Source organism: Paramesorhizobium endophyticum (genome assembly GCF_014640615.1).
Taxonomy (GTDB): domain Bacteria; phylum Pseudomonadota; class Alphaproteobacteria; order Rhizobiales; family Rhizobiaceae; genus Paramesorhizobium; species Paramesorhizobium endophyticum.
On record NZ_BMHH01000001.1, the window covers coordinates 271,312 to 282,862 of the forward strand.

Genomic DNA, 11,551 nt, shown 5'->3' on the forward strand with positions numbered 1-11,551 from the left:
AGGGAGTAAGCTAAAATCGCTTACTCCCTAAAAATGCCCGTTGCCCAACGCCGTGCTTTTCCACTAGGGAAACATCATGAGCACGGCAATCATTTATAAAATCGCGCCCCGCGCATTGTGGCAGGCGGCGGAAGCGGCAGGCGTATTCACCGGCGCGCCGGTCGATCTCGCCGATGGGTTCATCCATTTTTCCACCGCCGCGCAGGCGCGCGAGACGGCGGCGAAGCATTTTTCGGGGCAGAGCGATCTCGTTCTCGTCGCCATCGAGGCGGATGCCCTGGGCGATAGGCTGAAATTTGAAGTCTCGCGCGGGGGCGATCTGTTCCCGCATCTTTATGGCGACCTGCCGATTGCCGCCGTGCGCTGGGTCAAGCCGCTGCCGCTCGGGGCGGACGGCACACACCAATTTCCGGAGATGGACGCATGAGCGGGCTTTTCGAAACCTTCGGCCGCCGCGCTCTTTTTGCGCTCGACCCGGAACAGGCGCACGGCCTTTCCATCGCCGCGCTGAAAAGCGGCCTCATGTCATGCGGCACTGGCAATGATCCCGCGCTTGCCGTGAGCGTTGCCGGGCTCACCTTCCCCAACCCGCTCGGCATGGCGGCGGGCTATGACAAGAATGCCGAAATACCGGACGAGCTTCTAAAACTCGGCTTCGGCTTTGCGGAGGTCGGCACGCTGACGCCGAAGCCGCAGAGCGGCAACCCGCGCCCTCGCATCTTCCGGCTGGTTGAGGATCGGGCCGTCATCAACCGCCTTGGCTTCAACAATGAAGGGCATGAGGCAGCGTTCCAGCGTCTTTCCCGCCGACGCGGCAAGGGCGGGATCGTCGGTGTCAATATCGGCGCGAACAAGGATGCCGCCGACCGCATCGCCGATTATGTCGCGGGCATTCGCAAATTCTATCCGCTCGCCAGTTATTTCACCGCCAATATCTCCTCCCCCAACACGCCGGGCCTGCGCGATCTGCAGGCGCGCGACAGCTTGCGCGAATTGCTCTCACAGGTGCTGGCGGCGCGGGACGAGGAAGCGCAGAAAGCGGGCGTCCGCCGTCCGGTATTCCTCAAGATCGCGCCTGATCTGACGGAGGAAGGTCTCAATGACATCGCGGCGGAGGTTACGGCACATCCGCTCGACGGGCTCATCATCTCCAACACCACCCTCTCGCGCACCGACCTGACAAACAGGCAGAACGCGGGCGAGACGGGCGGCCTCTCGGGCGCGCCGCTGTTCGAGCGCTCGACCATCGTGCTGGCAAAGATGCGGCACAAAGTGGGGCCCGATTTGCCGATCATCGGCGTCGGCGGCATCGACAGCGCGGAGGCGGCGATTGCCAAGGTCCGGGCGGGCGCGGATCTCATCCAGCTTTATACGGGCCTCGTCTATCGCGGCCCCGGCCTGCCCGGCGAGATCGTGCGCGGGCTATCGGAGCGGCTGAAGCGCGAGGGCGTGAAGAACATCCGCGACCTGCGGGATCGTGATACGGCGCAATGGGCGGCGGAGGATATTCCGGCTTAAAGAAACAGTGCGAGTTCCCTTGGGTATCCGAGACTCCTCGCCTTCGACAAGCTACGGCCTGGGTGGCACTTCACCATGCGGGCTGTTCAAGCGTTGCGGAAAGCCCCTCACCCTTACCCTCTCCCCGTGAATTACGGGGAGAGGGGGACATAGACATTTCTGCGCTTTCTGTCCGCCAGGTGCAGGGGGAGGAGAAAGTGGCGATAAGGTTTAAGCCCCCTCTCCCCGTACTCACGGGGAGAGGGTAAGGGTGAGGGGCTATCCGCGCGATGGATTTTTACCCTTCACCCCGAGCTTGTCGAAGGCAAACGAGGGGGAAGGAATGGTCCTGGTACCTTTCCCTAAAACCCGAATTCCATCCGTAGCCGTCGCGGCAGCATGGCGAGCAGGGTGACGCCGCGCATCGAGAGGAAGACGTTGATCGCGAGCCAGAGGCCGTGATTGCCGAGCGGCCTCACGGCATAGAGCACCGCGAAGAAGGTGATGAGCGAAAGGCCCATCATGTTGCGCATGTCGCGCGACCAGGTGGCGCCGATATAGACCCCGTCCATATGGAAGGCGAGCAGCCCGGTCAGCGCCGTCAGCGCGGCCCAGGGCAGGTAGACAGCCGCCGCCGCGCGCACATCGGCGGCATTGGCCATCACCCTGATAATGGCATTGCCGAAGACGAGGAAGAACAGGGAAATGCCCGCTGCCAGGACGACGCCCCACAGGAAGGTGAGCTTGGCCCCGCGCAGGAAGGCCGGGCGATAGCGCGCGCCGACCGCGCGGCCGGTGATCTGCTCCGCCGCGGCGGCGATGCCGTCAAGGAAGAAGCCGGCCACAAGGAAGAAATTCATCAGCACCGCATTGGCGGCGAGCACGACCGGCCCCAGCTCCGATCCCGCCCGCGTGAAGAAGGCGAAGGCGGTCAAGAGCAGGAGTGAGCGGATCATGATGTCGCGATTGAGCACGAACATGCGCATCATGCCCGCCGGGTCGAAGATCAGCTCCCGGCCCGGGCGCGGCACGGAGCGGAATTTCATCACCACGACGGCCATGCCGACGAAGGCGGCAATGACCTCGCCGGTCACCGTGCCCCAGGCAACGCCCGTCACGCCCCAGCCCAGGAGCAGCCCCAGCGTGATCGACATGACGATGTTGATGCCGTTCAACAGGAATTGCAGCGAGAGGCCCAGCATCCCCTCGCCCCGCCCGAGCACGAGGCCCAGCACGGCATAATTGACGAGCGCGAAGGGCGCGGAAACCATGCGGATCGTCACATAGCTGCGCATCGCCGCATCCGTCGCCGGTTCCGGATGCATGAACCAGGTCATGCCCTTCAGGAACAGCGGCACGCAAAGGATCATCAACACGCCGGCGGCGATGGCGATGACCAGGGAGCGCCAGAAAATCGCCTGCTCCTCCACCTGATCGCCCCGCCCCATGGCCTGCGCGACAAGGCCGGTCGTGCCGGAGCGCAGGAAATTGAAAGCGGAGAACAGGATGTCGAAGACCAGCGCGCCGATGGCAAGGCCGCCGATCAGCTCCGCCTTGCCGAACTGGCCGATCACCGCCATGTCGACGAGACCAAGCAGCGGCGTCGTCACCGCGGCCAGCGCCATGGGAATGGCGATGCCCATCACCATGCGATGCGTCACATCGAAGGAACGCGCATTCGCGCCGGCATCTTGTTCAAGGGGAGCGTGCATGGAGGGGAGCGCCAGGAGAGTTCAGACCGAACTGCTATGCCACCGATGCAGGCGAGCGCCAAGGGAATTAGTGCGGTTCATGTTTTCATGGAATCAGTGCCAAGCGCCCTCGTGGTTCGAGGCGAATTCCGCTGCGCTCCATTCGCACCTCACCATGAGGGCTACTGAAGCGCCGACGCCCCTTCACCCTCATCCTGAGGTGCGACCCTGAGCCTGTCGAAGGGGAGCCTCGAAGGACGAGGGCGCTTGGCATTCCGTCAAAGCCGGAAATTTCTAAACCCCCAACATCATCGCCCAGTAGATATAGCGCGGCTTGCTGGCGGGGGTGGCCCAGGCGAGGCCGTAGTGACCGAACTCCGGGTCGAGCATGTTTTTACGGTGGCCGGGGGATTTCATCCACGCGTCGAAAACCGCCGCCGTGTTGCGCTGGCCGGCCGCGACATTTTCTGCCGCAGGGCCATGGATGCCCGCCTGGCGCAGGCGCGAGACGAAATCATTGCCCCAGCCGATGCTGTGGCCGATCTTGTCATAACTCGCCATGCGTTTTGCCTGGTAAAGCGCGGCCTGCTCGAGTTTCGAACCGACCGCGACCGGCGGCAGGCCATGCTGCTTGCGGATGGTGTTGAAAATCGCGGTCGGGTCTTCCGCCGCTTCCGCTTCATTCGCCAGCGGCACGGCAGCCATAATAGATGCCGCGCCCATCACCATCATGAATTTCCGCCGGCTCACGGCGAAACCGGAATTCTCGATCGTCATCGTGCTGTTCTAGCCCCAAAATGCTTTGGAAAGATCAGCGCCGATAACTCACGATCCTGAGCAAAATGAAGGCGGGGATGACGATCGCCGCGCCCAGTAACAGGTAATTGACGAAATCCGCGATGGCCGAGAAGCCCATGTTCCACAATTGCAGGAAGAACCCGCGGATGCCCCACAATATGTCATAGGGCGACCAGTCGAAGGCGTGCATGACCACGCCGACAACCAGCGAAACCAGCACAAGCTTGACGATGACCCGGGCCGGCGTATCGCCCAGAAAACGGTTTACACTGTCGGACATTCTCGTGCCTCCTGTTTGAGCGCAGAGATATGTGCTAACGTGCGCAAACACAAGAACGAGCTGGAAGACGCCGCATTTGCAGCGGCGCCTTTTCTTATCGGCCTCAGGAACATTTCTCCTGTTGCCGACGGGCGCTTGCAAGCGGGATGACTTTCCCGCTCCGCTTCGTTACTTCCTTGGCATAAGCATCCTCGGCCTCGATAACCGCCATCGAAATTATATAAGCCAGTGTTTTAAATCGGTCCTGATCCACCATCTCGAAAAGATCACGCAGCATTTCTATTGTGTAAGATATTTTCGCTTCTTCATTTATGCCGGCAGACATAAGACCCCCTTTAAATCTTAAAATAGAACAATCAACACATGTATTTAGAATTCCAAATCTTGGATTGATCAATCCATAAGTTATTAAATTAGAATATTTGGTTAAGCTTAGATATTTAGTTAATTTCTACTCAATTCGAACGGAACGAAATGAGCGGATTAAAAGCGCAGGATGTCAATTGCTGGTGGAAACAGGCTGGAATACAGCACGGAATTGGAGCGGGTAGCGGGAATCGAACCCGCGCGTTCAGCTTGGGAAGCTGACAGGCTACCATTACATCATACCCGCAACGCAGCGTCCTTTAAATCGCGCCATAAGGCCGCTCTTGTCAAGCGGCGGCAACGCCCTCTCACCGAAAATGTTTCGAGAGCTTCAGCCCCTGCGCCTGATAGTGCGAGCCGAGGTCCGCGCCGTAGAGCGCTTGCGGGCGCGCCAGCATGTGTTCATAGATCAGCCGGCCGACGATCTGGCCGTGTTCCAGGATGAACGGCACCTCGTGGCTGCGCACTTCCAGCACCGCGCGGCTGCCCGTACCGCCCGCCGCCGTGTGGCCGAAGCCGGGATCGAAGAAGCCGGCATAATGGACGCGAAATTCGCCGACGAGCGGGTCGAAGGGCGTCATCTCGGCGGCGTAGAGCGGCGGCACATGCACCGCCTCGCGCGAAACGAGGATGTAGAACTCATCGGGGTCGAGCACCAGCTCGCCGCTGCCGCGGTCGTAGATCGGCTCCCAGAAGTCGAGCACGTCATGGGCGGCGCGCTTGTCCACATCGACCACGCCGGTGTGATGCTTGCCGCGATAGCCCACCAGGCCATCCTTGCCGCCGGTGAGATCGATGGAAAGCGCAATGCCGCCGCCAGTGATATTGGGCGTCTCCGACGCGACCAGGGTTTCGGCCGTGTGGAGCGCCAGCAGCTCGGCCTCGTCCAGCTGGGCGCGGCCCTTGCGGAAGCGTATCTGCGACAGGCGCGAGCCGGTGCGGGCGACGATGGGAAATGTGCGCGGGCTGACTTCGAGATAGAGCGGGCCGTTATAGCCTGCGGGAACCTTGTCGAACTCCTGCGCCCCATCGACGATGACGCGGGTGAAGATATCGAGCCGCCCGGTGGAGCTTTTGGGATTGGCGGAGGCCGAGAGGTCGGCAGGCAGCGCCAGCGCCTCCAGAAGCGGCACGATATAGACGCAGCCCGTCTCCAGCACCGCACCTGCCGTCAGGTCGATCTCGTGCAGCTTCAGCCGCTCCAGCTTATCGATAACAGGCGTGCCCGGCCCCGGCATGAAGGAGGCGCGGACACGATAGGCCTTGTGCCCCAGCCGCAGATCGAGGCTCGCCGGCTGGATCTGGTCGGCGTCGAGCGGCTTCGGTGCGGCAAGCGCTCCGCTCTGCCACAGCGCTGCGATATCCGCATCCGCCAAAATCCCTGCGTTCCGCTTGGTCATACGCACCTCACTACACTCTTGCCTGCGCCGTCTGCCTCACCTTCGCAGCACAATTATTTGCTTGAACCTTTAGCGACCTGCCCGATTGACGCAAGGCTTCAACAGGACTAAAGCATCCTTATCCCGTGGTGATTTGGCCGGCCGGCTTGCAGCCACGTTAAAGAATTCGCTAAAGGAGGCCACGGTCCCCGCACCGGCCTTTTGCGTTTTCGCAAGGCCGGTTTTTTATTGGCCCCAGTCCGATACTGCGAGGCCAGATTTGGCAGGTGGACCCGATGACTGACAAGACCAACCGCAATTTCCGCCCCGCGACGCAACTCATCCATGGCGGCACGCTACGCTCCGGCTTCGGCGAGACGTCCGAAGCGATTTTCCTGACGCAGGGCTTTGTCTATGACTCAGCGGAAGCGGCGGAAGCGCGCTTCAAGGGCGAGGAACCCGGCTTCATCTATTCCCGCTACGCCAACCCCACCACGGACATGTTCGAAAAGCGCATGTGCGCGCTCGAGGACGCAGAAGATGCGCGCGCCACGGCCTCCGGCATGGCGGCGGTGGCGGCTGCCATTCTCTGCCAGGTCAAGGCGGGCGACCATGTTCTGGCCGCGCGCGCGCTCTTCGGCTCCTGCCGGTACGTCATCGAGACCTTGCTGCCGAAATATGGCGTCGATTTCACGCTAATCGACGGCTCGAAGGTGGAAAACTGGGAGCGGGCCATCCGCCCCAATACCCGCGCGCTGTTCCTCGAAAGCCCGACAAACCCGACGCTCGAAGTGGTTGATATCGCCAAGGTCGCCGAAATCGCCAATTCGGTGGGCGCCAAGCTGATCGTCGACAATGTCTTCGCCACGCCGCTCTTCCAGAAGCCGCTGGAACTGGGCGCGCATATCGTCGTCTATTCCGCGACCAAGCATATTGACGGCCAGGGCCGGTGTCTTGGCGGCGTGATCCTCTCCGACAAGCAGTGGATTGACGAAAATTTGCACGAATATTTCCGCCACACCGGGCCAGGCCTCAGCCCGTTCAATTCCTGGCTCCTCTTGAAGGGGCTTGAAACGCTGCCCATTCGCGTTCGGCAGCAGACGGACAGCGCGGGCAAGATCGCGGATTTCCTGGCCGGGCACAAAAACATCGCCCGCGTCATCTATCCGGGCCGCGCCGACCATCCGCAGGCGGATATCATCGCGCGCCAGATGAGCGGCGGCTCGTCCCTCATCGCCTTCGACCTCAAGGGCGGCAAGAAGGCGGCCTTCGCCTTCGAGAATGCGCTGGAAGTGATCCTGCTTTCCAACAATCTGGGCGACGCCAAGAGCCTCATCACCCACCCCGCCACCACCACGCACAAGAACCTCTCGGAAGAGGCGCGCGCGGAAGCGGGCATCACGCAGGGCATGCTGCGGCTTTCGGTCGGGCTGGAGGATGTGGACGATCTTCTCGAAGATATCGACGCGGCGTTGAACGTGGCGGGATAGCTTACCCGGAAGGCGTGTTATTTTAGCGTTGACGAACGCCCACAACTCCGCAATATCTTCCTGGTTGCAAAGCTCGGGGGAGATTTCATGTATCGTGCAATTACACAGCAGATCGAAGTCGTCGTTGAACCATTCTACCTGGAAGAGCAGTCGGACCCAGATGAATACCGCTACGTCTTCGGCTACAAAGTGACGATCGCCAACAATTCGGAGGAAACCGTTCAGTTACGCTCCCGCCATTGGCGGATCACGGACGAGAACGGCCGCGTCGAGGAAGTCCACGGCGCGGGCGTCGTCGGCGAGCAGCCGGTGCTCGATCCCGGCGATTCCTATCAATATTCATCAGGCTGCCCCTTATCCACGCCTTCAGGGGTCATGGTTGGGCGCTACCAGATGAAGGGCGAAGGCGGCAAGGATTTCGAAATCGAAATTCCCGCCTTCTCATTGGATCGGCCGGATCAAAGGCGGACGGTGAATTAGAGCGGATCATGTTTTGATGGATTCGCCAAGCGCCCTCGCCCTTCGAGGCTTCGTTCCGCTGCGCACCTCAGGATGAGGGCTACTGTGACGTTGCGGTCCCTTCACCCTCATGGTGAGGTGTGAATGGAGCGCAGCGGAATGAGCCTCGAACCACGGGGGTGAAGGGCGCACAGTTGGTTCCGTGTAAATGTGAGATGAGCCAAGCGATAGATATTCCCACTACCGCTTCACTACTCACTCCTTCACAAACTCTTTCGGATCGAACTCATACAGCGTCGAGCAGAATTCGCAGGTGACGGCGATTTTGCCGTCCTCGATGCTGTCATCGATCTCTTCCGCGGTGAAGCCTTCGAGCACGCCGCGGATTTTTTCCCGTGAGCAGGAGCATTCGTCGATGACAGGCGCGGGCTCGAAGACCCGCACGCCGCGCTCGTGGAACAGGCGGTAGAGCAGCCGCTCGGCACCGACCTGCGGGTCCGTCAGTTCGGAGCTTTCGACCGTGCCGACCAGCGACCGAACCTCGAGCCAATCATCGTCCTCATATTGCCCGTCATCATCCTCGTCCGCGCCATGCGGCGCGTCGCCGCCGGGCAGGTCTCTCTGCCGCATCCGTAGTTCGGACTCCGGCAGGAACTGCACGAGAAGGCCGCCCGCGCGCCATTGCTCCACCGCCTTGCCGTTCCTGCGCTCGATGAGCTTGGCGACGGAGAGGCGGATTTCGGTGGGAATTTGTTCCGACTGGCGGAAATAGGCGTGGGCGATATCCTCCAGGCTCGACCCGTCGAGCGCGACGATGCCCTGATAGCGCTGCATATAAGCGCCCTGGTCGATGGTGAGCGCCAGCGTGCCGCGGCCCAGAAGCTCTTCCGGCGCGGTCCGGCCCGTGGCGACCGCTTGCGCCAGACGCTCCGCATCGAACCGCGCATAAGCGCGCACCGATTTCGGCGTGTTGAAATCGACGACCAGCATATCGACCGGACCGTCCGACTGGGTCTGGAAGATGAACTTGCCGTCGAATTTCAGCGAGGTGCCAAGCAGGACGGTGAGCACGATGGCCTCGGCCAGCAGCCGCGCCACCTCCTCCGGGTAATCGTGACGCGAAAGGATGCTGTCGAGGATCGGCCCGAGCTGCACGGCACGACCGCGCGCGTCCAGCGCTTCCACCTGGAACGGCACCACCGCATCGTCGCCGGCGAAATGAAAATCGCCGAGCGATGCGCCGCCCGCTTCGCCCCTGCCGTAAATCTCAACCATGCGCGCGCGCCCCTTCCAGACACCAGGCGAGGATTGCCTTCTGGGCGTGGAGACGGTTCTCCGCCTCGTCGAAGACGACCGAATGCGGCCCGTCGATCACATCGTCAGTCACTTCCTCGCCGCGATGGGCGGGCAGGCAGTGCATGAACAGCGCATCGGGCCTGGCGCGGCCCATCAGGCGCTGGTTGACCTGGTAGGGCATGAAGACATTGTGGCCGCGCGCGCGGTCCTCCTGGCCCATCGAGACCCAGGTGTCCGTGACGACACAGTCCGCGCCCGTCACAGCCTCGACAGGGTCCGTGGTGGAAAGAATGCGCGCTCCATTGGTCCTGGCCCAATCGAGATAGGAGCCATGCGGCTCACTGCCCTCGGGTGTGGCGATGTTGAGGTTGAAATCGAACCGCGCGGAAGCCTCGACCAGCGAATGCAGCACGTTGTTGCCGTCGCCGGTCCAGGCGAAGGTGCGCCCTTTTACGGGTCCGCGACGCTCCTCATAGGTCAGCACATCGGCCATGATCTGGCAGGGATGCGTGTCGTCGGTCAGGCCGTTGATGACGGGAACGGTTGCGTTTTCGGCCAACTCGATCATCCGGTCATGCGTTGTGGTGCGGATCATGATGATATCGACATAGCGCGACAGCACCTTCGCGGTATCAGCGATGGTTTCGCTGCGGCCGAGCTGCATCTCCGATCCGGTCAGCATGATCGTCTCGCCGCCCAGTTGGCGCATGGCGACATCAAAGGAAACGCGGGTTCGCGTCGAGGGCTTGTCGAAGATCATCGCCAGTACCTTGCCGGCAAAGGGCTTCTCGATCTCGCCAGCCTTGAGACGCTCCTTGCGGGAGCGAGCATCGTCGAGAATGCGCCGCAGCTCCTGCGCAGAAACGGCGGAAAGATCGGTAAAATGCCTGATATCCTGCTTCATCGTCATGCCGTTCACGCTGTCTTCCTATTGGCAACCGAAAGCCGCTCACACGCGGCCTCGATGCGGGCGAGGCCGTCACGCAGCTCTTCCTCGGTCACGATCAGCGGCGGCAGCAGGCGCACCGCATTGTCGCCGGCGCCGACGCTCAGCAGATGCTCGTCGCGCAGCGCCTGGACGAACGTCGTATTGGGAACCACGCATTTGACGCCGGTCAGAAGCCCGCGCCCGCGCACGTCAGCCACCACATCGGGATAGCGGTCGGCGATAGAGGCAAGCCCCTGCTTGAAGACGAGCTCCATCCGGCGCACATGATCGAGGAAACCATCGGCGAGCACCACATCGAGCACGGCGTTGCCGACCGCCATGGCCAGCGGATTGCCGCCAAAAGTGGTGCCATGGACGCCTGCCGTCATGCCCTTGGCGGCCTCGGCGGTCGCAAGGCATGCGCCCATCGGGAAGCCGCCGCCGATGCCCTTGGCCACTGCCATGATATCCGGTGTGACGCCCGCCCATTCATGGGAAAAGAGCTTGCCGGTGCGCCCGACGCCGGTCTGAACCTCATCGAGGATGAGGAGCAGTCCCTGCTCGTCGCACAATTTGCGCAGCATGCGGAGAAACTCCTCCGGCACCTGGCGCAAGCCGCCCTCGCCCTGCACCGGCTCGATGAGAAAGCCAGCCGTCTCGGGCGTGATCGCGGCCTTCAGCGCCTTCTCATCGTCAAAAGGCACCTGGTCGAAGCCATCGACCTTGGGGCCGAAGCCTTCGAGATATTTGGCCTGCCCGCCTGCGGCGATCGTCGCCAGTGTGCGCCCGTGGAAAGCCCCCTCGAATGTGATGATGCGGTAGCGCTCCGGCTGGCCATTGACATAATGATAGCGGCGCGCGGTCTTGATCGCGCATTCGAGCGCCTCGGCACCGGAATTGGTGAAGAAGACCTTGTCGGCAAAAGTGGCATCCACCAGCCTCTGGCCGAGCTTCTCCTGCCCGGGGATCTCATAGACGTTGGAGACATGCCAGAGTTTCTCAGCCTGGGATGTCAGCGCCTCGACCAGATGGGGGTGCGAGTGGCCCAGCGAGTTGACGGCGATACCCGCAGCGAAATCCAGATAACGATCGCCCTTCTCGGTAATCAGCCAGACGCCCTCGCCTCGCTCGAAGCGCAAACCGGCACGATTAAAAGTGTCGTAGAGCGGTTGCACGGTCGATTGGGTCATGCCAGTCGGGCCTCCTAGCCTTGAAAAGCGTGGGTGCGGGATGAGCCGTTTCCGGCGGGCCCCGCGCGGACGAAATCAAAAAGCCGCCCCCAGGGCGGCTTCAAGAACTGCAATATCATGCGGGAAGGCTTAAATGTCAATTGAAGCCGGCGAGCGGTTTTTTCTCACGGAAAATTT

General features: G+C 61.8%; 12 protein-coding genes, 1 tRNA gene and 1 riboswitch. Of the genes, 4 read left to right on the forward strand and 9 right to left on the reverse strand.

Annotated elements, in window-relative coordinates:
• The first annotated feature begins 76 nt into the window (after window positions 1–76).
• Window positions 77–427, forward strand: coding sequence for a DUF952 domain-containing protein (locus IEX53_RS01320; RefSeq protein ID WP_188820683.1), 351 nt, complete (start codon window positions 77–79; stop codon window positions 425–427).
• Complete coding sequence (locus IEX53_RS01325) at window positions 424–1,518, forward strand: quinone-dependent dihydroorotate dehydrogenase (protein WP_188820685.1); 1,095 nt, start codon at window positions 424–426, stop codon at window positions 1,516–1,518. Before IEX53_RS01320 ends, IEX53_RS01325 begins: the two co-directional genes overlap by 4 nt.
• Window positions 1,519–1,859: 341 nt before the next feature.
• Here IEX53_RS01325 and IEX53_RS01330 read toward each other — a convergent pair whose 3' ends face one another.
• From IEX53_RS01330 to IEX53_RS01355, 6 genes are all read right to left on the reverse strand, one after another.
• Entirely contained in the window at window positions 1,860–3,209 is a 1,350-nt protein-coding gene (locus tag IEX53_RS01330) for an MATE family efflux transporter (RefSeq protein ID WP_236015984.1), read from the reverse strand.
• A gap of 273 nt (window positions 3,210–3,482) precedes the next feature.
• On the reverse strand, window positions 3,483–3,965 hold the full coding sequence (locus IEX53_RS01335; protein ID WP_210311614.1) for a CAP domain-containing protein: 483 nt from the start codon (window positions 3,963–3,965) through the stop codon (window positions 3,483–3,485).
• A gap of 34 nt (window positions 3,966–3,999) precedes the next feature.
• A complete protein-coding gene (locus tag IEX53_RS01340) occupies window positions 4,000–4,266 on the reverse strand; it encodes a DUF6460 domain-containing protein (RefSeq protein WP_188820687.1) in 267 nt (88 codons plus the stop codon).
• Between the two features lie 103 nt (window positions 4,267–4,369).
• Entirely contained in the window at window positions 4,370–4,591 is a 222-nt protein-coding gene (locus IEX53_RS01345) for a hypothetical protein (RefSeq protein WP_188820689.1), read from the reverse strand.
• 214 nt (window positions 4,592–4,805) lie between these two features.
• Window positions 4,806–4,879: transfer RNA gene (locus IEX53_RS01350), tRNA-Gly, on the reverse strand.
• 61 nt (window positions 4,880–4,940) lie between these two features.
• A complete protein-coding gene (locus IEX53_RS01355; RefSeq protein ID WP_188820691.1) occupies window positions 4,941–6,032 on the reverse strand; it encodes a 2'-deoxycytidine 5'-triphosphate deaminase in 1,092 nt (363 codons plus the stop codon).
• A gap of 115 nt (window positions 6,033–6,147) precedes the next feature.
• Window positions 6,148–6,227: riboswitch (SAM riboswitch) on the forward strand.
• A gap of 80 nt (window positions 6,228–6,307) precedes the next feature.
• Here IEX53_RS01355 and IEX53_RS01360 point away from each other — a divergent pair.
• Both IEX53_RS01360 and apaG read left to right on the forward strand, forming a co-directional pair.
• Entirely contained in the window at window positions 6,308–7,501 is a 1,194-nt protein-coding gene (locus IEX53_RS01360) for an O-succinylhomoserine sulfhydrylase (protein WP_188820693.1), read from the forward strand.
• 87 nt (window positions 7,502–7,588) lie between these two features.
• Complete coding sequence (gene apaG / locus IEX53_RS01365; protein ID WP_188820694.1) at window positions 7,589–7,981, forward strand: Co2+/Mg2+ efflux facilitator ApaG/CorD; 393 nt, start codon at window positions 7,589–7,591, stop codon at window positions 7,979–7,981.
• 234 nt (window positions 7,982–8,215) lie between these two features.
• Here apaG and IEX53_RS01370 read toward each other — a convergent pair whose 3' ends face one another.
• Genes IEX53_RS01370 through IEX53_RS01380 form a run of 3 tightly spaced genes read right to left on the reverse strand, consistent with a single transcriptional unit; the run spans window position 8,216 to window position 11,374 of the window.
• A complete protein-coding gene (locus tag IEX53_RS01370) occupies window positions 8,216–9,235 on the reverse strand; it encodes an Hsp33 family molecular chaperone (RefSeq protein ID WP_188820696.1) in 1,020 nt (339 codons plus the stop codon).
• On the reverse strand, window positions 9,228–10,166 hold the full coding sequence (gene argF / locus IEX53_RS01375; protein ID WP_236015995.1) for an ornithine carbamoyltransferase: 939 nt from the start codon (window positions 10,164–10,166) through the stop codon (window positions 9,228–9,230). The genes IEX53_RS01370 and argF overlap by 8 nt, the downstream gene beginning before the upstream one ends.
• Window positions 10,167–10,171: 5 nt before the next feature.
• Window positions 10,172–11,374 (reverse strand): aspartate aminotransferase family protein, encoded by a 1,203-nt coding sequence (locus tag IEX53_RS01380; RefSeq protein ID WP_188820699.1) that lies wholly within the window; start codon window positions 11,372–11,374, stop codon window positions 10,172–10,174.
• Between the last annotated feature and the right edge of the window lie 177 nt (window positions 11,375–11,551).

Bases quoted from the DNA above. Each gene is read 5' to 3' on its own strand.
- IEX53_RS01330 (WP_236015984.1), bottom strand. From the start codon at position 3,209: ATGCACGCTCCCCTTGAACAAGATGCCGGCGCGAATGCGCGTTCCTTC.
- IEX53_RS01340 (WP_188820687.1), bottom strand. From the start codon at position 4,266: ATGTCCGACAGTGTAAACCGTTTTCTGGGCGATACGCCGGCCCGGGTC.
- IEX53_RS01355 (WP_188820691.1), bottom strand. From the start codon at position 6,032: ATGACCAAGCGGAACGCAGGGATTTTGGCGGATGCGGATATCGCAGCG.
- IEX53_RS01335 (WP_210311614.1), bottom strand. From the start codon at position 3,965: ATGACGATCGAGAATTCCGGTTTCGCCGTGAGCCGGCGGAAATTCATG.
- argF (WP_236015995.1), bottom strand. From the start codon at position 10,166: ATGACGATGAAGCAGGATATCAGGCATTTTACCGATCTTTCCGCCGTT.
- apaG (WP_188820694.1), top strand. From the start codon at position 7,589: ATGTATCGTGCAATTACACAGCAGATCGAAGTCGTCGTTGAACCATTC.
- IEX53_RS01325 (WP_188820685.1), top strand. From the start codon at position 424: ATGAGCGGGCTTTTCGAAACCTTCGGCCGCCGCGCTCTTTTTGCGCTC.
- IEX53_RS01380 (WP_188820699.1), bottom strand. From the start codon at position 11,374: ATGACCCAATCGACCGTGCAACCGCTCTACGACACTTTTAATCGTGCC.
- IEX53_RS01345 (WP_188820689.1), bottom strand. From the start codon at position 4,591: ATGTCTGCCGGCATAAATGAAGAAGCGAAAATATCTTACACAATAGAA.
- IEX53_RS01320 (WP_188820683.1), top strand. From the start codon at position 77: ATGAGCACGGCAATCATTTATAAAATCGCGCCCCGCGCATTGTGGCAG.
- IEX53_RS01370 (WP_188820696.1), bottom strand. From the start codon at position 9,235: ATGGTTGAGATTTACGGCAGGGGCGAAGCGGGCGGCGCATCGCTCGGC.
- IEX53_RS01360 (WP_188820693.1), top strand. From the start codon at position 6,308: ATGACTGACAAGACCAACCGCAATTTCCGCCCCGCGACGCAACTCATC.